17 protein-coding genes are annotated in these 24675 nt (G+C 48.5%); 9 read left to right on the forward strand and 8 right to left on the reverse strand.

Annotated features, from left to right (window positions below; genetic code table 11):
* Positions 1–3 precede the first annotated feature (3 nt).
* The 3 genes from IQ260_RS01520 to IQ260_RS01530 form a co-directional block, all read right to left on the reverse strand.
* Complete coding sequence (locus IQ260_RS01520; RefSeq protein ID WP_193990184.1) at positions 4–1785, reverse strand: TolC family protein; 1782 nt, start codon at positions 1783–1785, stop codon at positions 4–6.
* 203 nt (positions 1786–1988) lie between these two features.
* Positions 1989–3356, reverse strand: a complete 1368-nt coding sequence (locus IQ260_RS01525) for a TIGR03279 family radical SAM protein (protein WP_193990186.1) — start codon at positions 3354–3356, stop codon at positions 1989–1991.
* Positions 3357–3447: 91 nt separating this feature from the next.
* Entirely contained in the window at positions 3448–4353 is a 906-nt protein-coding gene (locus IQ260_RS01530) for an undecaprenyl-diphosphate phosphatase (RefSeq protein WP_193990188.1), read from the reverse strand.
* Positions 4354–4879: 526 nt separating this feature from the next.
* Here IQ260_RS01530 and IQ260_RS01535 point away from each other — a divergent pair.
* The 4 genes from IQ260_RS01535 (at position 4880) to nadB (ending at position 9417) form a co-directional block, all read left to right on the forward strand.
* A complete protein-coding gene (locus IQ260_RS01535; protein ID WP_193990190.1) occupies positions 4880–5581 on the forward strand; it encodes a DUF3120 domain-containing protein in 702 nt (233 codons plus the stop codon).
* A 327-nt stretch (positions 5582–5908) separates the two neighbouring features.
* Positions 5909–6904 carry an adenylate/guanylate cyclase domain-containing protein gene (locus tag IQ260_RS01540; protein WP_228015351.1) on the forward strand — a complete coding sequence of 332 codons (996 nt, stop codon included), beginning with the start codon at positions 5909–5911 and terminating at the stop codon, positions 6902–6904.
* A gap of 121 nt (positions 6905–7025) precedes the next feature.
* Complete coding sequence (gene psbU / locus IQ260_RS01545; protein WP_193990194.1) at positions 7026–7442, forward strand: photosystem II complex extrinsic protein PsbU; 417 nt, start codon at positions 7026–7028, stop codon at positions 7440–7442.
* 277 nt (positions 7443–7719) lie between these two features.
* Complete coding sequence (gene nadB, locus IQ260_RS01550; protein WP_193990196.1) at positions 7720–9417, forward strand: L-aspartate oxidase; 1698 nt, start codon at positions 7720–7722, stop codon at positions 9415–9417.
* Positions 9418–9420: 3 nt separating this feature from the next.
* Here nadB and IQ260_RS01555 read toward each other — a convergent pair whose 3' ends face one another.
* The gene (locus tag IQ260_RS01555) at positions 9421–11730 is read right to left on the reverse strand and encodes an NACHT domain-containing protein (RefSeq protein WP_193990198.1); all 2310 of its coding nucleotides are present in this window, start codon (positions 11728–11730) and stop codon (positions 9421–9423) included.
* Between the two features lie 412 nt (positions 11731–12142).
* On the opposite strand from IQ260_RS01555, the gene IQ260_RS01560 reads away from it, so the two are divergent.
* Both IQ260_RS01560 and IQ260_RS01565 read left to right on the forward strand, forming a co-directional pair.
* Positions 12143–12871: a hypothetical protein gene (locus IQ260_RS01560; protein WP_193990200.1), complete on the forward strand. Its 729-nt coding sequence runs from the start codon at positions 12143–12145 to the stop codon at positions 12869–12871.
* A gap of 126 nt (positions 12872–12997) precedes the next feature.
* Positions 12998–13258 carry a hypothetical protein gene (locus tag IQ260_RS01565; RefSeq protein ID WP_193990202.1) on the forward strand — a complete coding sequence of 87 codons (261 nt, stop codon included), beginning with the start codon at positions 12998–13000 and terminating at the stop codon, positions 13256–13258.
* A gap of 437 nt (positions 13259–13695) precedes the next feature.
* Here the strand turns inward: IQ260_RS01565 and IQ260_RS01570 are convergent, their stop codons facing one another.
* Together IQ260_RS01570 and IQ260_RS01575 are read right to left on the reverse strand one after the other, a co-directional pair.
* Positions 13696–15756 carry a thioredoxin domain-containing protein gene (locus IQ260_RS01570; protein WP_193990204.1) on the reverse strand — a complete coding sequence of 687 codons (2061 nt, stop codon included), beginning with the start codon at positions 15754–15756 and terminating at the stop codon, positions 13696–13698.
* A gap of 60 nt (positions 15757–15816) precedes the next feature.
* On the reverse strand, positions 15817–16536 hold the full coding sequence (locus IQ260_RS01575; RefSeq protein WP_193990206.1) for a hypothetical protein: 720 nt from the start codon (positions 16534–16536) through the stop codon (positions 15817–15819).
* 191 nt (positions 16537–16727) lie between these two features.
* Between IQ260_RS01575 and IQ260_RS31610 the strand changes: the two genes are divergently transcribed.
* From IQ260_RS31610 to IQ260_RS01590, 3 genes are all read left to right on the forward strand, one after another.
* Complete coding sequence (locus IQ260_RS31610) at positions 16728–17909, forward strand: S-layer homology domain-containing protein (protein WP_193990208.1); 1182 nt, start codon at positions 16728–16730, stop codon at positions 17907–17909.
* A gap of 19 nt (positions 17910–17928) precedes the next feature.
* On the forward strand, positions 17929–18549 hold the full coding sequence (locus tag IQ260_RS01585) for a DNA-3-methyladenine glycosylase I (RefSeq protein WP_193990210.1): 621 nt from the start codon (positions 17929–17931) through the stop codon (positions 18547–18549).
* 120 nt (positions 18550–18669) lie between these two features.
* The gene (locus IQ260_RS01590; protein WP_193990212.1) at positions 18670–20019 is read left to right on the forward strand and encodes a leucyl aminopeptidase family protein; all 1350 of its coding nucleotides are present in this window, start codon (positions 18670–18672) and stop codon (positions 20017–20019) included.
* A 349-nt stretch (positions 20020–20368) separates the two neighbouring features.
* On the opposite strand, the gene IQ260_RS01595 is transcribed toward IQ260_RS01590, so the two are convergent.
* A complete protein-coding gene (locus IQ260_RS01595) occupies positions 20369–23149 on the reverse strand; it encodes an AAA family ATPase (RefSeq protein ID WP_228015355.1) in 2781 nt (926 codons plus the stop codon).
* A 108-nt stretch (positions 23150–23257) separates the two neighbouring features.
* Positions 23258–23554, reverse strand: coding sequence for a hypothetical protein (locus IQ260_RS01600; RefSeq protein WP_193990216.1), 297 nt, complete (start codon positions 23552–23554; stop codon positions 23258–23260).
* Positions 23555–24675: the final 1121 nt, after the last annotated feature.

Consider the following 24675-nt stretch of genomic DNA (forward strand, 5'->3'; position numbering starts at 1 on the left):
TGACTATAGTGTGGAGCGCAAATTACTCACTGCTCGCTGTAACGAAGCCAATGCTCGGTTGTAGCCTAGGGCCGCACTAACCCAGTTGCCCTCAGCCTGTGTCAGCTCAGATTGGGCCGTCAGTACATCTAACTGAGTCCCTACACCCGCATCCAAACGCAAGTTGGCCAATTCCAAAGCCGTTGTGGCTTGGGTAATCGCAGTTCTCGCTGTGATTACATTTTCTTCGTTAGACCGCAATGTAAAGTAGGCCTGCTCAACTTCAAAACGCACCTGGTCCAACACTTCAGAAAAACGCTCTTCAGCAATATCAGCATTAGCTTCTTGCTGACGCGCCCGCGCCCGTGCTGCCCCCCCATCGGCCAGGACCATATTGAACTGGGCACCAAAGTTATACGTATCTGAAGTATCGTCTAACAAATCACTCCAGCTGTAGTTAGCAAACAGACTGACCTGTGGACCATTGGCCGCCCGTGCCGCCCGTGCCTGTTGAGTACTAATCTCCCGTTGAGCTAACTGCTGTTCTAATTCCACACGCCCCTGAAACGCGAGCAAAATACTATCTTCTAGGGTGAGGCCCCAACGCTCATAGGTTGATTCCCAATTATCTGGGGCTGGCACAGGGGTGGCATTGACATTTAAGGTTGATGGGAAATTTAGCAATCGCGCCAAGTTGCGCCGGGCAATCCGCTGCTGGGCTTGAGACTGAATCAGGTCTTGCTGAGCATTGGCCAGCTGAACATCGGCCCGCAGTACATCGAAACGAGTCCCCACACCAGCCTGTCGACGCAGCTCGTTATCGCGTTGATTACGCTGAGCTTCCTCCACAAAAGACTGATTAATGCGAATTTGCTCACCACTTTCCTGCAGATCGTAGTAAAGGCTCGTGGTTTCTAGCCGCAGTTCTTCACGACGGCGATCAACTTCCAGCTCACTCAAACGGACCTGCTCCTGCGCTGCCTGCAGCGTCGCAGCGCGCTGTCCTGAGGTAAATAAATCGTAGCGTACCCCCACCGATGCATTCAGGGTGGTATCAATACCATCGTCACCCACGGTCCCAAAAACGGTTTGTGTGCTGTCGGACTCCTGGGCTGTTAGATCAGCGGCCGTCGTCACCACTGGGGAAAATGCCGCCCGCGCCTCGGCTAAAGTCGCTTCAGCCTGCTCTAGCTCTAACAGAGATACCTGCAGATCTTGGTTGTTAAAGTAGGCCAGCTCGATCGCTTCCTCAATAGAAATTTCCCGTTCATCGCCTTCTTGCAGCATGATCTCTGACTCTAAGGTCGGGACGCTGAGGGGATTGGGATCCGCTAGCAACTCTGTCGGGGGTAAATTGTCTGTATCGAGCAAATCTTCATCCGCAGTGGAGGGGGCCTGTCCTGTATCCGGCACAATTTCTCCGGTGTCGCTTTCTCCGGTATCGCTTTCTTCGGTATCGCTTTCTTCGGTGTCGCTCTCTTCGGTATCGCTTGCAGGCGGTAGTACAGGAGCAGCCTCAGTCGGCGTTTCAGTATTATCCTCCTCGTTTTCAGACTCGCCTTCAGGTAAATCGGGCAGCTGAGAAAACTGGGTCAGTTCCAATGGCAAAGAAACCCGATTGTCAGCGTCTGATGTGGCAATGAGGTTTGTTGATACTGCACTTGTCAAGGCAGCAGGAACATATATATCCGTATGGGACGGGTCATCATCGGTTAACCCCTCAGCCAGGACTGGAAGCGGCAGCAAAAATAGCGTTCCTCCAAGCACTGCTATCCGAATCAAGAACGAGTGGTTGATGTATCCCATAGTATTTGCGTCAATGTATAGCTAATTACCGTAATGACTCTGTTCACAAATCAAGCAACAAGGCCGCAGGATAAGGGTATACACGTCGTTTTGTGACAAGGCTACCCACCCATAGAAATGTTTTGCCAGTGCAATGCCTATAGTGTCAGGGTCTAGTATCAAGGTCTAGAAGAGTTTCCAAGGGGCAAAATTTGATAGTAAACCTAAGCTGAGGATACAAAGTCTGTCGTAACACAGGCCGATAGCAACCCGTCAATACCCTCCACGGGAAAAATTGGGCATCGCAGTTGATCTACTAAGTCTGATAGGGCCATATCGTCTAGGAAGTAGGCAGCTTCAGACGTAGCATGATCGCCCTGCTTTAACATCAAGGACGGTAACAACACACCATCTCCTAAGTTACGCTCCTTTAACTTTTCTAGGATATCGTAACCCGTCAATAGTCCAGTGACTGTAATCTGCTGGCCCCAATATTCACTGTTTAAGGCCGCCAGCGTGACCGTCAACCCTTCCACTTGATTGAGCCGAGTAACGAGGGGCTCAAAGGCTTTTTCAACTGCATTGCCAACAACCCACGTGAACTTTTTCGGAGTTTCAATCCGCTCGGGCAGACTCTGGGCAGCTGTCTCAAACTGTTTTAGAAATAAACGAATAGAGCCGACACCATTGCCAATTTGAGGATAGGTTTCATAGTGGGACTCCAGGGGCAGTGGTCGCCGCGCAATGAGAAACCATTCGTCGGCGAGCCAGGCAAAGGTAGACCCCAATGTGGCTTTAAATTCGGTCTGTAGCTGCTGCACTTGATCAATGACCTCATTGGCTTTGAGGGTATTAACCGGCACCAGCTCGTCAGCGCTAGGCCGAAAACGAGTCAGTCCCACTGGGACAATGGCAGCTGAGGCAACGGCAGGAACATCACCTGTGTGAAATTTGGCTAGATCTCGCAAAGTCTGCTCTAAATGAGCCCTGTCATTGATACCCGGGCAAACAACGACCTGGGCATGGATCTGTAAACGATGCTGCTGAAACCATCGCAGCTGCTCTAACAGCAGCCCGGCTCGAGTATTTTTGAGCAGACGCTGTCGCACCTCTGGTTCAGTCGCATGGACAGATACATACAGGGGAGACAGCCGCAGTTTAGCAATCCGGTCCCATTCTGCTGGGGGCAGATTGGTTAGGGTGAGATAGCTACCGTAGAGAAAGCTTAGACGATAGTCATCATCTTTTAGGTAGAGGGTATCGCGTTTACCAGGGGGTTGCTGATCGATAAAACAAAAGGGGCAACGATTGTTGCATTGGATCAACCCGTCAAACAGAGCACTTTCAAACTCCAAACCGAGGTCTTCGTCAAAGTCCTTTTCGATTTCTACCGTATGCGCAGCTCCAGCCGAGTCTAAAACCTCTAGGGTCAACCACTCATCGGAACAGAGAAAACGATAGTCGATTAGGTCACGGGGGGATTCACCGTTAATAGAAACCAAGCGATCACCGGGTTCAAAGCCAATGTCTTCGGCAATGGAGTCCCTCAGCACACTGGTAATGACAGCCGGCTGGATAGACGCACTACGCATAAACCATCAGCCTAGACAATGACTCCATAATACTGAGGCAACTGGATCATTGCAGGCTGAGTCTGCCAAATAAGCCGCCTAAAGATTTTGATTAGACATTTTGAATAGTTTTGGTGGCAATGCCAATTAGAATAGCGACCCCAAAGGCCAGGCGGTACCATACAAAGACCCAGGTGCTATGACGTCTGAGAAACTTGATCAGCCATGCGATCGCAAGATAAGACGAAATCACCGCTGCAATCAGCCCGCCAATCAGGGGCATCAAACTAGCGTTTCCCACCGCCGACATATCCTCCAATAGCCCCTTGAGCTCCACCAGGCCAGATATCAAGATCGCTGGAGTCCCCAGCAGGAAGGAAAATCGCGCCGCCGTATCCCGCTCTAGGCCCAAAAATAAACCGGCTGTCAAGGTAGACCCTGAGCGTGATACCCCAGGGACTAAGGCCAACGCCTGACCCAGACCAACGCCAATACCGTCCCACAAATCCAGTTTTTCAAAATTACGCTTGCGCGTGCCCACTTTCTCAGCTACTCCCAAGAGTATCGCCATCACAATCGACGTAATTGCGATCGCTTGGGTGCTGCGAATCACAGACGTCTCATATTGAGTTTCAAAAAATACTTTGATTAAGAGACCGCAAAACACAATGGGAATTGAACCCAAAAGAATCCCCAGTCCCAAACGAAAATCGGAGGACTGATAGCGCTTGGCCATAGCAGCCGTAATGGTATTGCGGGTCACAGAGGTCAAATCGTCCCAGAAGTACCACAAGATAGCCGCCAAACTGCCCAGCTGAATAACCGCCGTAAATGCTACACCGGGATCGCCCCAACCCAGTGCCACAGGGATAATCTTGACATGGGCCGTACTACTGATGGGCAAAAACTCCGTCAATCCTTGAACAATACCAATCACAATGGCCTGGAATAAATTAATTTGTGCTGCTTGACTGACAGGCGCTTGGCCCAACAGTTCCAATGATTGGCATACAAACATGAACAACCCTCCAAAGCTCCAACTCATCAACCGGATATAGCGCAGACCGCTCTTAAAGGACACGAAGTATCGGTCAGGGCATCCGGACTACCCTGACCAGCTTTTACGGATTCGCCATACACTCTATGCGCCCTCTCAGTGGTCGCGGGACCCGATAAGCGCATGCATCCTCAGAATGTCGGCAGCTGCCCTAAACGACATCATGCAGTAATCCCATAGAGCCCAACCGATAACACCATCAACGGCCCAAAGCAGCAGTTTTCCAAAAGAGCCCATCCCAAAAAAAAGCTGAAGTTTTATAGAAACCGAGCTGATGCCCGTTAATCTACTGCTGGCGTAGCCCAAAAGGACCAGTCATCCACATCAGCGATTGCTGGGTACTGGCTACTCCCAAAATAAAATTTACATACCGCAATATTATCTAGGTCGCCATTTATAAAGCTACAGTTCCTGAGCGACTCAATTGGCATGTTATGTTAACAATAATTAACCTCTCTCAGAATTCTATTGAATTCGTCAGGCAGCATTGCTATCCGAAACTACGCCTCAAACTCGACTTCCCGAACCATTAATAGTCGATTCTGATGGGCCCCAAGCTCATCGACTACTTGCTCTTCTAGCAGCTGTCTTTCTAGTCAGCGTTCCTGTATTTATCCAGGCTCCCCTGGTACGTCTTCAGCCTTGGGTAAGTTTGTTGACAACCCCGGTTTGGCTGCTCAGCGGTGTAGCCTTGCTGCGTCAGCCATCCCTGAGACTTTGGGGTGATCTTGCCATTGGCTTTTCATGGACATGGCTAGCAGGTAGCCTCTACTGGGGCTGGTTGCGGGAAAATCCTTATGTCCATTTACCCGTTGAAGCCATTGGGTTACCGATTGTCATTGTCCTGCTCAGTCAAAATCGTTTGATTGTAGGCAGTTACTTTTATCTTGGCTCCTTACTCGGCACAGCCATTACCGATCTTTATTTCTACTGGGTTGACCTCATCCCCTATTGGCGGCAGATGATGCAGGTAGCCCCAACGGATGCTGGAGCCGTGCTGCAAGCAGCGTTACTGCAGCTGGAAAACCCCATAGCCATTACCCGAGCAACGATATTGCTGGGCATCCTCGTCTGTGTGGGTGGGTGGTCCATTAAATCTAATAAAACGCATTGGTGGGCGTTTGCTGGGGCAGTGCTCAGTACAATTTTGGTGGATGCACTATTTTTACTGGCCGCAACGTTAGCCTAGATCCCAATCCACCCAGGTCAGAACGTTAGGCTCGGTCACAGCATAGGCCGTAAGATCTACCTCTTGACAAATTGGAAAGATTATTCCAGTCTATGCATCTAACAGGATGCAGCTACCAACTATTTCGATTGAAGATATGGACAATGTACGCAGCTTTGACCCTATAGCTAGAAGATCAGCAGTATCTTATAGGTAGTGCACAATAAAATAAGCACAAAGGCTATAGTGCAGTTAGGAACAGTAGCGCTAAGGTATAGGACATAGGCTGGCTCGAATTGTCGAGGTATAGTGGTATTCCCTGAAAAGACCCCACAAGTTGGACCCTATTTGGTCCTTAAGACAGACTCAGGTCAACGTCACTTATCGTTGATTGGTAATAGCTGCTGGACGATTGGCCGCAGCGATGACAATAACTTTGTCTTGCCTGATCGTTGGATTTCCCGCAACCATGCAATGTTGCAATTCATGGACAGTGGAGAATTTTATTTGATTGACTTGGGCAGCCGCAACGGTTCATTTGTCAATGGCCGTCGAGTGAGTGTCCCCGTAACCTTACGAAATGGTGACGCTTTAACATTCGGACAAACTGAGCTGCAATTTTACTGCCCGGCACCGGCACCCAATGCCAACAATCAGTCTTCTTCCATCAGTTCTAACGATCATGAATCTACAGCTACAGCCACACTCCACGTGCGTCGGCTGATATCAGTGATGGTGGTCGATATTCGTGACTTTACCGTGATGACCCGACAGATTGATGAGAAAGTTCTGTCTGAGGTTATCGGTACTTGGTTTCGTCACGCTGGCAATATCATTGGCGAATATGGTAGCTGGGTTGATAAGTATATTGGCGATGCGGTCATGGCCGTATGGATTCACGGCACACAGGAAGTAGAAGCTGAAGAAATGTTAAAAATCAGTCGTTCCATCAGTGCCCTCAACGACATGACTCGGCAGCTTCATAAGCAATTCCCTCTGCCCTTTCCCCTCAGAGTAGGAGCGGGTGTAAATACTGGCTATGCCGTCGTAGGCAATACAGGTACCAGCGATCGGCCTGACTACACAGCCCTAGGTGATACTGTCAATGCGGCATTTCGATTTGAAAGTTCTACTAAACAGCTGGGTTTGGATGTGGCACTCGGGGCAGAAACCTACAAGTATTTGAGTAAGCTAGGCGCTAATGAACAAACCTTTAAGCGCTATTCAGCTTTATTAAAGGGGTATGACAAACCGTTAACAACTTATGCCTGTACGTTTTCTGACTTGGATCGCTTCTTGATGAGTTACGATCGCAAAGCTTCAGTTCCGGTGCAGTCGTCCTAAATTTATTTTTTTGCGTAACAGTCCGCAACGGATTCTCATCATTCCTCAACATTGGCACAGCGAAAGTGATAGGCTTCTCATTAATGCTGTGTATTAGATTGAATAAATCCGGCGGAGAGAGATGAAACGATTCTTTGGCCTATTAATGGCGCTTGGACTAGTATTTGGTACGTTGGTGAGCCATGCTCAGCCTGCAGTAGCAAGCATGTTAGATAGCGGTACGGTGTTTCTAGCAGACGCTAGCCTGCCCCGAAACGCAGTTGATGACAAGCTCACTACAGAATACGGCTACAAACTTGACGTAAATAACACCAACGTCGCTGCGTTTAGAAAGTATCGGGGTCTATTTCCGACGATTGCAGGCAAAATCGTTCGAAATGCTCCCTATGACAATCTAGAGGATATTCTTGAAATCCCTGGATTAAGCGATGTGGAGATATCTCGTATGCGTGAAAACATGGATGTTTTCACGATTTCCCCTCCCAATCCCGCGTTGGTAGAAGGTGACGATCGCTATAACAACGGTGCTTACAAGTAAGCATTGTCGTTGCTGATTTAAGGGATGAATCGATCTGTTAAATATGCTGGTGGCCAATAGTTGGCGGATAAAATCATACCGGGGATCAGCAACGCCTAAGTATTTATTGCTGCGTTTAATGTTGAGCCTTGGGTAGAGTGGCGGTATAAAGCGCCATTCCTCAATAAAGTTGAGTATTGGACAGTTTTCTCAGGTCTCAATTCTGTAGCATTGTCTTGATCCATCATTGCTCTTGATAGAGTGGGTTAATCCCTCTGTCAGGAGCAATTTTTGATTGGTGCACTCCTCTCCTTCTCCTTCTCTGCTGCCATCACGGTTTGATGTTTTGGTCGTAGGTGGCGGAGCAGCCGGACTTTATTCCGCTCTGTGTTTGCCAACAACACTTCACATCGGCCTGATCACTAAAGATACACTCTCTATATCAGCCAGTGATTGGGCTCAGGGTGGAATTGCTGCTGCGATCGCACCCGATGACGATCCAGAACTTCACATTATCGATACGCTGAAAGCAGGGGCAGGGCTGTGCGATCGCAACGCCGTTGAAGTCCTGGTGCGACAGGCAGACGACTGCATCCAAAACCTGACCCAGATGGGAGTCGCCTTTGACCGCCAAGGCGACCAGTTAGCCATGACCTTAGAAGCGGCCCATTCGCGGCGACGTGTGCTGCATGCTGCTGATACTACTGGGCGAGCCGTCGTCACCACCCTGGCAGCTCAGGTACTCGAGCGACCCAACATTCATGTATTTAACCAAGCCTTAGCCCTAGACCTCTGGATGCACAATGGCGAATGTCGCGGGGTACAGCTAGTTTATGAGCAGCAACTGTATTGGGTAGAAGCCAAAGCAGTTGTCCTGGCTACCGGCGGCGGCGGCCAAATTTACTCACAGACCACTAATCCGGCTGCTAGCACAGGGGATGGTGTGGCCATGGCCTGGCGTGCTGGAGCCCAGCTGCGCGACCTAGAATTTATGCAGTTTCACCCCACCGCTTTAACCAAAGAGGGCGCTCCTCGATTTTTGATTAGCGAAGCCGTGCGGGGAGAAGGCGCCCACCTGATTGATAGTACGGGCAGGCGGTTTGCCTTTGACTATCATCCTGACGGAGAATTAGCCCCCAGGGACATCGTCAGTCGGGCCATCTTTAACCATTTGCAAAAAACACCTGGAGAATCAGTCGTCTACTTAGATCTACGCGTGATTGAGCCAGAACGTGTCCAGCATCGGTTTCCGAATATCATCCGTAAATGCCAGAAGTGGGCAGGCATCAACGTATTTGAAACACCGATTCCCGTTTCGCCTGCAGCCCATTACTGGATGGGTGGCATCACCACTAATCTCAATAGCCAGACGACCATCCCTCGCCTATATGCCGTTGGCGAAAATGCCAGTACCGGCGTCCATGGAGCCAATCGACTGGCTAGCAATTCCCTCTTAGAGTGTTTAGTCTTTGGCGCACAGCTACAGGAAATTAGTCCAGAGCCGTTGGAAAGCGCACCCATCAGTGCAAACGCTGACAGCAACTCATTAGCAACACTGCCAGCGCTCGATGACGATATTGAGTGGCTACAGCAGCACCGAACTGCTATTAGCCAGCTGGTTTGGCAAAGCGCTGGCATTGCCCGTGAAGCTAGCTCCATGACGACAGCACTAGAACAGCTGGGACAGTGGCAAACTGAGTTTGACTTACTAGCCATGTCGAAAGCAATCAGTAAGGTCAATCAGCAGATAGAGCATCCACTACCAGCTCAACTCACGGTTCAAACTCTAAGACTGTGGACAGAAACTCGAAATTTGCTGGCAGTCGCCATCCTAGTTCTTAAAAGTGCCCTGTTTCGTACAGAAAGCCGTGGCGGGCACTATCGCAGCGATTACCCTGAGAAAGATCCGGCCTGGCAGGTCCATACGCTTTTGGAGGATGATCATTGGGTGCGATCGCACCCAATCCAACCCAATGCCTCAGGCCCTCTAACTTAACCTTTACAGAGAGTCATCAGGCGGCAGCATTGTCAGCAATAGCATAGAATTTGCCAACTGTTTACGCTGCTGATCGTCCAAATAAGAACGGTTCATACAACTAGACAGCAGCTTAGTCACATCGTAATAGGCTCGCAGCTGCTTCGCCTGTTCTGACGTCAGCTCAAAAATATTGGGCAGTCCCAGCCCCTGCATAAAGATAGCCACTCGTTTAGCCCAAGCCATTCGTTTTTGTTTCCACCACTCGTCGGCCAGCTCAGCCTGCTCTTTTTTGAGCTGTACTAGCCAGCCTTCCAAGACTTCCGTCTTTTGAGGATTATTCTCTAAAAAGGTCTTAAGTTTCTTAAACAGTGAAATTACCTTTTGGAGAGAGGGTTCTTTCTTCAAGAGACAATGATAGGCCTTGTATAGATGCTCATGGCCTTCCAGTATCTCGCCTGTAATCATGCTGGTCGCAAATTCAAAATCTGGCAGATCAAAATACGTATAGAGATTACCTAAATTCGTGACCTGTCCAGTATCATGCAGCGCATAGGCAAAGTACCAAGCACGAATATAAGTCTGTAGATGAGAACGCTCACCATTGACAGAATAGGCTGAAAAGGTCGCTGCTCGATTTAGATTTTCTAAAAACTCTCGTAGTTTTACGTCTCGACTAATCTGAGAATCGATTGTCTGCTTAAACCCAAGAAAAAAGTCCCAAGACACTTCTTGAGGAATCAGTTCAGCCACTAGACCAGCCACAAAATGCCAGCGTGAATCGTACAGATGGTCATAAACATCTGTATAAGCCGATGTATTCACCAGATGAGCCGCTGTAAAAAATTCCTGATAAGTCAGATGGGAAAATGCACAAAAGTCCTGTGACCATCTCACCAACAGCCCGTTAGATTGCTCAATGCCTTGCAGAATAATGTCACCGGGGACACTGTCTCGATGAATTCCATGGACCTCACTAAAGTAGTCTTGAATAATTCGCTCTACATCCCGCGTAGTAAATAAAATCTGGGCTTTGAGGTTAATAAAAAAGTAGCTAGCAACTCGACAGAGAATATTGTAAATATGATGGTCTTGAAGCCTTGGAATACTTGGAATATGGGTTTCTAAGTCTGTTGTAGTGCGGGTTAGCTGTGAAATACCGCTCTCAAAAACAGCCCCTCGCCGCGTTGGAAAATCTCCCTCTACCTCAAAAACAATACATAGAAGTTTGAGCAATACGGGACGGCGGGCCAGTTCTCGAATGCCTTGATATCCCTGAGAACGGAGTTTCTCAAGCATCAGGGTTGCCATTTCGGGCTGCTTGCCAGACTGAGTAAACCAGCGTTTGACAAATTCAGGAATGTGCTGCCTGGGGCGCAGCGGGGCCAAGATCACCTTCTGAAAGCCACCAAAGTAAGGGAAGCTCATAGCCAATCGAGAGCTAAAAATGTAGCGGCATTTATCATAATCCCGCAGCAGTGCCTCAATCATGCTCTCAATGCGTGTCCGTTCAGACGTCAGCGTTTCGTCAAGGCCATCAAAGATAAACACAGCCCTCCCTGACTCTAAAACCCGGCGGGTTTCTCCCGCAGAAAATCCCCAGCGTTCAAACATCTCCTCAAAAAACGTCAGGAGCGTTCCAGCACAGTTTGTCGTGGTAAACCGACGAATTTCTAGAAATATCGGTACATAATCCTGCAGAACAATACCTTCAAAGCATTTCAGTGCCACCCACTGCAAATAGCTCGATTTACCAGAACCCGGCTCACCGTAAACAAACAAATTTTTATGATCGTCTAAGGCTTTGCGGCTTGTCGTTTTTTGCCCACGTAACAGACGTACACCCAAACGGTCAAAATCATCATCCCTGGAGTCTTCGGACTCTAAGAGTGCTCTAGGATCACCAACTGGGTACTCAGAGGGCAAAAATTCAACTTTAACGAGATCAGGCTCAATAAAGTTATTTTGAACCCACTGATGCTGAGGCTGTGAGCTAGATGTTAGATGACCATACTCAAATCTAAACTCAACCTTGCTGCGAATTTGCTGAACCAGACTATCGATATCTCTACTTTGAAGCAGGTCTGACGTAATGCACGCATCTTGCCAATCCGTTTCAAAGCAGTCACAAATCGCCTTCACATTTCTAGAACGTCCTCGTCTGCCAGCCAAAATACGGGGCACCGTATCTCTACTAATCTCAATCTCATAGCTAGTCAGAATTTCCTGACATAAGCCAGCAATGTATGCCTGTCCAAATTTCTCTATGGCAAGTTCTCTAAACCGTTGGCAGAAATCGGGGCGTAGCGTCAGAAAAGCAGGGGGTACACACATAGAATTGGTCTGATGCACTGTCCTATGGTAAAAGCACTCTAAAAAGAATTTTCAGGGTTTGAAAGAAAAATTTTCAGGCTGTGAGAGAAAATAGAAAACAGGGTCGGCTTTTTGAAGTGTGTTCATCCGTACTTATGATGAATGCCGTTTTTGAAATTCATCTTCTATGATGTACGAGGCAGTCTTGGTATTCAAAGATGTTCAAACTATTGATTTCTTTAAGTCTGCATTTTTGTATCGGTGCTGAATGATTTAGTCAGGGTGTGAAGTAATAGCTACTAACCTATATTTCTGAACACTGATACTCATACAGCGACACTGTTTTGAAGATGTATCCAGGCTAACGGGCTAACGGTTGTACATAACTAGAGCAAATCCCATGTCAATCGAGTGGTCCCTGGTGCGTCGAGCCATGCTCACGCAGGATAATCTTTTCCCTGAGAATCCAACCGCAGGCTGTATGAGTGCGTCTGTCCCTACTGACCAGATTGAACTGGCTAGGCGCTGTATTAAGGTTTTCTATCAGGGATTAAAGTGGGCAGACCGGTCTGGCATCCATGGTGGGTATGTTGCCAATCGCGACTTTCAACGCGTCTTTCTGATGGAAGATAGCCATGTACTAGGCGTCTTTGACAATCGCAATTCTCCAAGTAACACCAAAGTAGACACACATAACCCATCATGTACAGAAGAATTCATTCGCTACTATCAGCGCGGCAAAGGTAATATCAAGACTTTAATTGTTTTAGAAAAAGACAATCGGCGCTTAGCAAACAGCGAAACCGTAGGTTGTCAATCTAAGTTTCTTATTGATGTTATCTATCCAGCGATAGAAGGAATCCGGGCTAAGTTCTCAGGTGATGAGTATGGTCGCCGCTGGCAAAAAATATTATCTGAAGCAAAGTATACTACATCTTTCCAAGACTCACATCCAGGAAATATATTACAGACGAGCCTGTTATCTGATATCTACCATAACCCAAAGAAAGCAGATGAGCGACTAGCAAAGAATTCACCTCTTAAGCTTTTTTACACATGGAACTCTCCCTTAAATTTAGAATTTAGATCCGAACAGGATATATTGAGCAAACTCATGCCCTGGGAGATTGATAAGGATCTAAGAATGTTCAGCACGTTTTAATTTCCCAGGTAAACCTAGAGTTTGTAAAGAATCACAAACACTTTAGCGGCAGCACCCGCATAAGCACCCGCATAAGCATTTTCGGGTTTTATGGTTGAGCCATGCCACATTTTGGAGGCTCATACCATGTTTGTTAACAACTGTGGATTCTTTCAAGCCAACCATCTCGCTCCAGCCCCCATCTATCTGCCTTGGTTAGACGACGAACAATCAGAGCATGAGGCTGTGATTGAAGATATCTTAGAACCCGGTAAGGAATGGCGAGTACGTTACAAAGCTAGTTTCTGGAAAGCCCATGCCATTAAGGGCAATCTCAATTTCTCCCCAAAAGATGTTGTTCAAGTCGTTGGACGACAGAATCTAACGCTTTTAATTCAAGGCATATAGCAAGATTGTCGTCACTAGGATTTCAACAATATACCGAACGACTCAGAATCAGACAATGTCAAAATCTTCTGAAAGGCTTTTACAATCAGACTTTTTCTCTCTCCATGACTGTCCTAAATGCAACGGACACAGCCTATTACAAGTGAATACAAAGTTTAGGTGTCTTGTGTGCGAGTATTATCGCGATCTAGAAAAGCCACAATCAACCAAGTCATCTGGTGATCTACCTGGTGCGATCTTTATTGCAATTATCTTGGTTATAGTCGTGCTTGTTGTATCTCCCTAAATAGACAACCGTTATTCCTGGTTACTATCCAAGATTTGGTAGGAGTAACCAGGACCAAATTCCCCCTTACTCTTTAATTTCAGGAGAACCCGTGGCTATCCGATAGATGAGAATCCCATGCTCTGAGCATTTTCCAGGCGTTATCAATCTCCTATGCCCTTTGTTGGCTAGCACCCAGTTGCTCTATTAACTGGTCATAGGTGGCCGCTGGCTCCTGGCAGGTTACTCCCTGACAGACTAAGCCTACTATCTGGTCTGGCAGATCAGCCCTGGCAGATATCACCCCTGTCGGCAAGTACTGGGGTAAAAGACTAGCTACGTGAGCAGCCGATGTTTGTACCAACGTATGATGACGATACCAGTCTAAACTTTGCAATAAAGTGGGACAAGCTCGTGTTGCCTGCTCCATTACAACACTAAAAGACTTTAGAGCATGTTCTGCACGATCCAAATAGGCCAAATTTTCTGTCAGCAATACCAGTCGCAGCAAGTTGGCAATGGCCACACCATTAGCCGCAGGTGTAGCACTGTCTTGATAGCTGCGTTCGCGTATTAGCAGGCTATCGCTCGCATCACTTGCAGTGTTGTAATAGCCACTGGCAGCGTCACTCCATAGCCACTGGTCAAACTCGGCCTGAATTTTTGTAGCCTGTGTCAACCAGTCTATTGATGTGTCGGCTGAATCTACAAAGGCTAGGCTTGCTTGCTGAATATCTAACAATGCTTTGATAAATAGTGCATAGTCTTCTGACTGGGCAACAACAGCAGGGGTGCCATTATAGTTAAGCCGGTGAAAGCGGCCGTTTACCCACTGGTTATCTAAGATAAACGTTGCGGCTTGGGTGGCTAAATCCAGGTAATCAGCTTGGCCAAGGACCGCTGCCGCGCGAGCTAAACCAGAAATCATCAGGCTATTCCAGGCAACGATCATCTTAGTATCTGTCACCGGGGGAATACGTCCTGGCCAGGCTGTGTTTTTGGCAGCTTCGGCATCAACCGCTGGGGCAAATGTGTCTAGTTCAGGCTGTCCATAACGAACGGCAAATAGCTTTTTCAGAGCAGACTCTGTCTCGGGCTGAAGCTGTCCAGGTTGTCTGCGCTGGAGTACGATGTTGCCTTCAAAATTGCCATCAACTGAGATCAAAAAGTCATTACTCAGGTCAGAAAATTCCGAATCTGACAAGAGTTCTCGCAGCTCGGCTTCACGCCACACATAAAATGCGCCTTCTTCTGGTTCAGCCTCATCAGGAGTCGTAAAACTATCGGCATCTTGGGCTGCGTAGAAATAGCCAGCCCACATTTCTCGCTTCAGCCATTGCACTGTACCGGCAATCGCTCTCTCAAAGGCAGGTTCCTGATGGCCTTGACTCCAAAGTTCGGCCAGGTACTCCATGATCAAACCATTGTCGTAGAGCATTTTCTCAAAGTGAGGCACAGTCCAGGTGGGGTCAACGGTATAGCGATGAAAGCCTCCGGCCACATGGTCATAGATGCCGCCTAGGGCTAGATCTAAGCCTCGGCGTAGACAGATTTGCTCAGGGTTTAGGGTATCGGTGGGCTCAACTAAACGAACGGCCCTCAGCGCGCTGAGGGCATAGGGAATCATGGGAAAGCTGGTGCCCTGCCCTGATGGAATGAGGATTTTAGCGCTAGCTGTCAGTCCCTTTATCAAAAGCTCGTTACTGAGGTTATCGTCTGCGGGGAGCAACGTAGACTGCTGCAGCGTTTCTAAAATTTGGGATTTGACAGCACCGACTTTGGGCTTATCGGTGTCGTAGAGGTTGCGCAAAAGCTGTAGCAGCTGCAGAAATCCAGGACGACCGTAGCGCGGCTCAACGGGGAAATAGGTGCCGCCGTAAAACGGGACGAGATCGTCAGGTGAGAGAAATATGTTGAGGGGCCAGCCGCCTTGCCCTACAAGCATTTGTAAGGCTTGCATATAGATGCTATCTAGGTCAGGACGCTCTTCGCGATCGACTTTAATCGGTAGAAAATTGGCGTTGAGGTAGGTTGCGATCGCACTATCCGAAAACGCCTCTCCCTCCATCACCGTGCACCAGTGACAGCTGGAATAACCCACAGACAAAAAAATCGGCTTATCTTCACGCCGTGCTGTTGCTAACCCCTCATCACACCACGGCCACCAATCAATGGGATTATGGGCATGTTTACGTAAATAAAGGCTGGGGCTTTGAGCTAGCCGATTCACCATGGTGGCTCAAGAAGGCGAGAAACAGTCCCATGAGTGTATCAAGGTTAGACCCAACACAGCTCAAGAACAGCCCTCGGTCCAAGTCACCGCTGGTAGCTGTCCTGCGCGAAATTGAGTCACCCGATCCGAGTCATCCGTTTCAAAGACAAGGCTATACAGATTGCTACCAGATGCATCCGGTGTCAGCGTTAGATAATTACCCTTCGTGTAGGGACGGGGAGTCACCTCAATCTTGGCATCATAGGCCGCTTCGACCTCTGCGCGAGTTGAGCCAATTCCTAGACCGCTGATCGTTTTAACTGAGCTATCGGGCCAAATATCAATCCGGATCACCTGATCGTTAACCACCATCAGACCAATGCCATCAATTGGAGCAGTAGGCATAGCCTTCTCCGGGTTGAAGACCTCCGGCAGATAGTACTTGCATTCTGGCGATTGCGTTAGCGGAGCCACGACAAAGCTCACTTGGGCAGCATTGGCCGCTTCTTGAATCGTCATGCCTAGCCTCACTGGCCCTAGACCACCCACGGATATGGTTTCTGTTTCTAAAGGATGGCCCGGAGCCAAACGCTTCTGCACTTGCTCAATCAACGCATCGGCAGCCACAGCCCTAACCATAATATGGGGCACCAAGGCGGACACAGGCCGCAGAGACGATAGCTGTGAAGCCATAGCCAAACAGCCACTCAAACTCAGCACAGGCAACGCAGCCATAACCAGATGCTGAACAGAGCCTGCCAGCGTCAGTCGTGAATCAAGCTTTTGGAATCGCGAAATCATGGGTCAGCCTTAAAAGCAGTGGCCCGCTAGGGACACACCTTAGCGAAAAGAAACTAAACACCTACGTAAAAGCCTAGTAGAAAGAATAATTGAGAAATGTAAGTAATAACTCTTAATTGTATTCCTTTCTGCTTTATCTTTATATGGGAAATATGTTTTTGTTAGTCTCATATAGGTGTTAGGAGTCTGCTGTGTCACAAATTCCGTCTGACCCAAATACCAGTAGGCGCGATCGTCGTTCACTAAGCTATGACGAGCTGATTGCGTTGTTTGTAGCTTTTTTAACATTGGGTAGCGTATTGTTCTGGGGGTTGACTCGATCAGGTGTCAACTTATTTGGCACAGCAGGACTATTTAATCTAGACGGAGCGCCTCCTTTAGTGGGTGGTCTAGGTAGTGAGAGTCAGTTAGATCTATCCGACGACCTCAATATAGGCATTGATTCTGAGGGCAGTGATGGGGAAATCGGCTTTGGCTCTGCAGAGGCCTTAGGCATTGCAGGGGCTAATAATGACATACTCGGAGACTTAGGGCGCTCAGGAAAAGCAGCCGGTCAAACCAGCACGCTTCCTGGCCAGCGTTCCTCAAGTCAGTCAGACAGCCAAGCTGACGTACCTGCAGCTAGTGCAACCACTCCAGGCTCCCCCCAGTCTCCGGCTCAACAAAACGCGCAGCCAGCCACAGAACCATCAACAGACGCACCATCGCCAGAAGCCTCGTCAAAAGATCCCAACGTAGCCGCTGTACCCACTACACAGATCCCGTTGGAAGCCAGTCGTGAGGCCCTGCAGTTTCAAGATGTTCCCGATGATTACTGGGCTAAACCCTACATTGATGCCCTCAGTGAGCGCCTCGTGATAAGTGGCCTTTCTGAGGAAACATTTGCCCCTGATCAGCCTGTTAGCCGTGCCCAGCTAGCCAGTGCCATTGCTGAGGCTTTTCCGCCAGAGGCCAAGGAAGACGCGATCGCATTTTCTGATATCGCACCTGATTATTGGGCCGTCGAGCCTATCAACAAAGCGGTTCAAAGTGGCTTTATGAATGGCTTTCCTGACGAAACGTTTCAGCCAGCCTTGCCTGTACCCCGTGCTCAGGTCCTGACCGCACTGGTGACAGGGATAAATTCTACGACTCCAGAAAATTCGCAAGCCGTTGTCACCCGGTACACCGACGCAGCTGAGATTCCTGATTGGGCCATTGGGAAAATGGCCGCCGCAACCCAGTCAGGTATTGTCGTCAACTATCCTAGTTTGGATGCTCTTAATCCCAATCAACCCGCAACTCGGGCTGAGGTTGCTGCCATGATTTATCAAGCCTTAGCCGCCCAAGGCAGGATTGAGGATATCGCTGGTGACTATGTAGTCAAACCATAGCTATCTAGTGGACGCCGGTTTGACTGACGGTTTGATTGCAGGTGCTGATGGGCAAGTACGTTGCTGGTGGCCCGGTGAGGATGCCGAATATTTGGTGTATCACGATCATGAATGGGGCCACCCAGTGGCAGACGACATCCAGCTATTTGAAAAAATCTGCTTAGAAGGCTTTCAAGCGGGGTTGAGCTGGCTAACAATTTTACGCAAACGGGATAATTTTCGAGCCGCTTTTGAGCACTTTCAGTTTGAAGCGGTGGCCCGTTATACCGAAACCGATGTCGAGCGTCTACTGCAAAATGCTGGCATCGTTCGCCATCGCCGCAAAATCGAGTCCACCATCAACAATGCTCAGCGTGCCTGTGATTTGGTAGATGAGTATGGGTCCCTAGCTTCTTACTTTTGGCAGTATGAGCCAGCAGCGCGGCCCGAACGGTGCGACTATGCCACCCTGTCTCAGCTGAGTAAAACAGCTGAATCTACGGCCCTAAGCAAGGACTTAAAAAAACGCGGCTGGTCTTTTGTAGGACCGACGACAGCCTACGCATTTATGCAGGCGATGGGACTTGTCAACGATCACCTGGAAGGCTGCTTTGCCTGTAGGTCTGTAGAAAAAAAACGTTCTTTGTTTGAGCGTCCGTAAAGGTGGATGATTTTAAGGTGTAAATCTTGGAATAACGTCAGCTGCTACACAGTTGTTGACGGCTATAGTGCACACTAAATTCGTTTGAGCAAGTGTCTTTGAACACGTGGAGGTTCCCCCTTGGCAGATGCGATCGCAATTTACCTAGTCAACGCAGAGCAGCTTCAGATCAAACACTCTGATAGCAGCAACTGGTGTCAAACATCTGGGTTTTCGGGCAAAGCAGGTACCGTTTGCCTAGTACCTGACGTCACAGGCAAAATCGCTAAGGTATTAGTAGGGGAACCCGATACCCTAGACACATGGACCCTGGCGGAACTCCCCAAACTCTTACCAGCAGGTAGCTACACCCTCGCTGATACCTTTTCTAACCGCGAAGCTACCAAACTCTACCTCGGCTGGCAGTTAGGCAGCTACAGTTTTGATCGCTATAAGTTAAATAAAGCCGGTCTACTGGCCACCCTACAGCCGTCAGACGGCGTAGATATGGATTATGTTACAGCGGCTACCGAAGCCACCTATCTTGTCCGAGATCTCGTCACCACCCCGGCCAACAACATGGGTCCCGAGCAGCTCGAAGAAACAAGCCGCAGTTTAGCCGAGCGCTATGACGCTACCGTCAAAGTCATCGCTGGCGGCGATTTAGTCATCGAAAACTATCCGATGATCTACGCCGTGGGCAAAGCCAGCACCCGCGCACCACGGCTCATAGACATCCACTGGGGCAGTACAGATGCCCCCCAGGTAACCCTGGTGGGTAAAGGTGTTTGCTTTGATAGTGGCGGCCTCGATGTCAAATCAGCCACCGGCATGCGTCTTATGAAAAAAGATATGGGTGGTGCAGCCCAGGTATTAGGCCTGGCTCAAATGATCATGGCCATGGATCTGCCAGTGCACCTGAGGGTGCTCATAGCCGCCGTTGAAAATAGCATTGCCGGTAATGCCCTAAGACCGCTGGATATTTTGACCTCCCGCAAGGGCACCACCGTCGAGATCGGTAACACCGACGCCGAAGGACGTTTAGTTCTAGCCGATGCGCTGTGGGAAGCTAGCAGTGAGGAGCCCAACCTATTAATTGACTGTGCCACACTCACCGGAGCGGCCCGCGTTGCTCTCGGCACAGAGCTGCCTGCCTTTTTCTGTAATCATGACGCCACCACGGCAGCCCTACTCAACGCCAGTCGCACCTGGGACGACCTCCTCTGGAATCTGCCATTGCATCATGCCTATCGCTCCATGCTAGATAGCCCCGTGGCCGATATCAACAATATCGCTGGCGGCTCCTATGGAGGTGCGATCACAGCCGCATTATTTTTACAGGAGTTCATCCAGCCCAATACTCATTGGATCCATGTAGACTTCATGGCCTACAACCTGCGGAGCTTACCAGGGCGACCTGAAGGGGGAGACGCCATGGGTATGCGAGCCTTATTTGAGCTAATCAAGCACCAGGTAACCCCCCAGCCTTAGAGCAGACTGCTTCACCGGACCCATAACCTAGCGTTATCGATCCTCAAAATAATTTCATCTAACGGCGGTTGACATTTCTTAACAATGTTATGTATTGTTAAGTCAACGGGGTTAAAACCCTGTCGCTTATAAACTAGCTGTCTTTTACTTTAGGCAGTGAATTACATAACCGCTTAAAGAGGACTTTAAAAATGGCTATCGTATTAGGATTTGTGATCGTAGGCTGGATTGGTGCTGTGCTGATTGGCTCTCAGGCATATGCTTTGGAAGATTAGTCCAAGCCTGTCCATGGGGCACTCAAGTCGCGATTATTGATATAGTGAACCGATCATTTCTTCGGCTCCTTTAACTACTCATCGCGCTCTACAACAATGACGTTCTCCGTGACCTTCTCAAAGGTATCGTCATGGCTGATGACAAACAGCTGTTTGAAAGTCTTGAGGCGACCGATAGCTTCAGCAAGACTTTCACGGCGAGGGCGGTCCATATTAGTGGTGGGCTCATCAAAGAAGGCGATGTCTATATCAGCCAGTACCTTGAGCAGGGCCAAGCGCACGGCCAGAGCAGCACACATTTGCTCTCCACCCGAAAGATTAATAAAGCGCCGCCTGTTACCCCCTTCTTGCACAATGATTTCATAGTCGCGAGTCCACTCTAGCGCTACGTTCGGACGATTCAACAACTCCCGCAAGAGTCGATCGGCCTCTTGTGAGATGCCCTGAACATAGCGCTCGGTGATGCGAGGACCGGCTGCTTTATAGGCTTTGCGGGCAAAGTTAATAAAACGCTTGACCCGTTCTTTTTGTTTAAGCTCGGTCTGGGCTTGCTCTCGTTTTTTGGCGACCTGTCGTAGAGACTCCAGCTGATTAGTGAGTTCAGACTGAAGTTTACGCTGCTGAGGCAGACTGCCAGTGATGCGATCGCACTGGGATTTCACCTCGGCATATCGCTGCTCGAGTGCCGGTAATGCGTCAGGATCACAATCATCAGCTAGCTGGCTGTGCTCAGTAGCCAGCCTGTCATGCTGCTGAGTTAAATCTGCAATCACCTGAGCCGTGGCAGTCAGCTCGGTCGTGAGCCGTTCTAATTGCTGAGCATCTTTTTCATTCTGAATATAAATCAGATAGCCCGCCTGATTATCCTGCCGTAGCTGCTGCTGCTGTGAGATTTCTGTATCCAGATCGGTAAAGCTGGCAATCTGTTCTGTTAGTGCGCTCAAGGTATCTGCCAACGTTTGCCGCTGGACTTGCAGACGTTCGTACTCGGTCTCGATATTAGCCATAGCCTGCAGCTGCTCTTGCAGCACTTGGCAGCGGCTTTTAGGATCGCCCAAAGCCGCTATAGCTTTCTCTAACCCGCTCAAGTGCCGCTCTAAAGAGTCAGCCTGGGTTAGCTGCTGATCCAGCTGAACAATCTCGGCCTGGAGCCGTTGCTGCTGAGTGATGAGTTCAGTTTGTTTTTGCTGCAGCTGATGCCGATGACTGAGCTGTGCCTGATGGCCATAGGCTATGGTGAGCTTTCCTTGTACGGTCTTGAGATTGTGTTTGAGCTGTGTCGTATCTATTTGCTCTAAAAGATCGCCCAGAATACTCTCTAAAGATGACAATGTGGTTTGACTGAGGGTTTGTCCGGTTGCGATCGCAGCTTTCAACTGAGCGATGACATCACTGGACAATAGCGGTAGACTCTCCTGCAAATCTCCCAAAGCATCAAGGGCCATGGCTGCTTGCTGGGTATAGTCAGTAGCTTGGGTGCGGTGACTAGTGACTAGCTGCTCTAACTCTGCCTCAAACTGTTGTGCGGCTTCGACACGACTGAGCTGCTGCTGCCAACGCTGTTGCTGTTGTTCTAGAGTGGGAATCGTTTCAACGCTGCTTTGCAAAGCCTCTAGGGCTTTCAAGTCAGTTTCCACCTGTTGCAGGTCACGCTGCAGTCTAGCCAGACTATCTTGACCACTCTGACGATGCACCTGCAGCTTAGTGAGCCCCTGTTGTTGCTGCCTCAGGTTGCGCAGGTTAGTATCCAACGCCTCTTGTTGCTCACATGGAGTCGCTAGCTCTGCAATCTGTTTTTGTAGACGATCACGCTGCTCAAGCTGCACTTGGAAACGGGCAAGAAGGCTGGCTTGCTGATCTAGACTACGCTGCTGGGCCTGCTGTTGTTGCAACAGCTGTTGACGCTTTTTATCTTGCTGCGTCAGTATTTTTAAGGTGTTTTCGACGTTCAGATAGCAACGATGGGCATCCGTATGGACCTGACACAGTTTAGTTGCTTGTTGCGATCGCAACCGTGCCTGCTCGAGTAATTGCAGGGCCTGGCGTTTAGCCTCTAACTGCAGTCCTAACTGCTGCTGTTGCTGCTGCAAGGATTGTATTTCTTGTACTTTGATAGTTAGAGACGCCTTAGCTGTCTGTAGTTTTTCCAGGGTTTCTTGCAGACTTGTTAGCTGTTGTTCGCTAGTGGTGATCTCCTGAACAATACTAGCCTGCCGTATCTCCAAGGTCTCCCAAGTCTGCAGCTGTTCTTCATAGTGCTGCAGCTGGGTTTTAAGGAGATCAATCTGAGCCTCTGCATGTCGGCGTAAGCTGTTGGAATCTTTGTGGACTCGTCGATATTCTTCTACTTTAAGAACGCTGTCAAAAATAGGCTTACGCTTTTCAGGGCTCAACAAAAAGTCAGCGGTAAAGGTACCCTGGGGCACCCCAATCGTATTGGCAAATAGCTGTCCTAAATCCGTGCCCATGGGCACCCCCAAATGCTGCACCAGCCAAGGTTCCACCTCATCCTTGATGCGACTATAGGGCAAACGCTCTCCCAGCTGGGGATCAAAAATGGTATAGCCTCGGCTGGTGCAGCGCTCTACCTCATAGGTACGACTATCGTAGCTGGAGACAAAAGCGACCCTAGCTTGGGCACTACCGCTGCCGTTACGAATCAAATCTTCTTGCTTATAGCTGCCCCGGTGGTTAAATAATGTCCAAGCAATCGCCTCTAAAATGCTGGTTTTACCAGCACCATTAACCCCACAAATAGCATTGGTACCCAGCTGAAACTCAAAGTTGCGATCGCGATGAGTCTTAAAATTAGTGAGGGTAACCGACAACAAATACATGACAGCCCTTGGCTCCATCCCTAAATCAGACGTTAGCCCAGTTTACCTCCTTAAACCTTGATTTAGGTCGGGGAATGTGGACAGCGCAAATATAGAGCTACTGGCAGTCTAACCTTGTTTACATCGCTAGAAAGACCCTAAACGTCTAGCCCCCTTAGCTGGTTGCCGTAAAATCGGAAGTGCTTGCTGAGCCCAAACTTGTACTTTAGGGTGGGAGCTTGTTGCCAGCTGGCGGCATAGTCTAATCGCAGCGGGTAACTGACCACTCTCTTTGTAGGCTCTTACCAACCAAATATTGGCCGAGTAATATAACTTATCCGGTGGACGCACTTCAGACGCAATGCACTCCAATACATGAATACCTTCCTCAAACTGTCCGATCCTAACTGCGCTGACAGCAGCCTCCAGCATCTCTTGTGACATATATCTTTATCCTAAAAAAATGTGTTATTTCAAACCAATCATCAAAACGATCAGCTGTTATCAAACTCTACAACTATTGATTTAGCATCACTTTACTGACCCAGATTGAGGCCGATCACGGCTACGGCTAAAGCCTTTCAGTAGCCACAACGCTATTTCCTTAGCAAGAATAAAATCTCCGCTACCTTTATCCTCCTCTTATGCATCAAGAAGCCTATCATCAACAAAGTTATATCTTTAGAAATCACAGCACATCGGTTTGTTCCTCAGACCTTGAAATTAAGCTAGATTACTGACACATCATAAAGAAACAACGCTGCCGCTCACTTCATGAATGCACCAGTCTGTGAACTGCGCTACCAAGACTTAACTTTGCAGATAACAGTCTATCGAGGAGCAGCAACTCCAACAAAACTCAATAGAACAAAGCTATGGCCCCATCCACTTAGTGCTCCATAGAAAGCTGATGCAAAATATATTGTTATTTTTCACTCCTTCGAATCAATCCTCGTAAAAACAGCGAAAGCACTTAGTTTCTAAGTATAAAACTTTTTATGGCTGTAGCTTTCACAAGTAATCCTTGGAGTTTTCCCAGTATTTTCCCTCAAAGCATCTGTAGCCACTATCCGCAAAATCTACAGATATCTGCGGACAGTGGATCGCAATAATATCTAAATTCCACTAATCTACGCACAGTATTAAACATAAAGTTTAATCTGGCTTCTCAGTGCAAAACGCATTCATCGATCGTCTACACCGGTCATCACTGAAGTGTTTGAACGGATATCTCCGTAGTTTTACTGTTTTTTTAAGACCAAAATATCAGCCAATTGGCTGATATTTATCAATAAAAATAAGTATGACGCTTTCACCAAATATTGGGAAACAAAATCAACCCTTAAAGCACGGATATATTAAAGGAAGAAAAATTGGTATTTTCCGTAAAATCACAGCCTTCCTAATTAATAGATTAACCAGGATTGATAGCTTGATGTACTTCCTACGAGATTTCATCGACAATTCATAAAAATCGATATATTAAATCCCTTTGATGCTGGATAAACGATGGTTTCACCCCCCTAGCCCATTCACAAAAAACTCTATATGTTGAATATAAGAAC

Source organism: Leptolyngbya cf. ectocarpi LEGE 11479, assembly GCF_015207065.1.
In the GTDB taxonomy this organism is placed as follows: domain Bacteria; phylum Cyanobacteriota; class Cyanobacteriia; order Phormidesmidales; family Phormidesmidaceae; genus Leptothoe; species Leptothoe ectocarpi.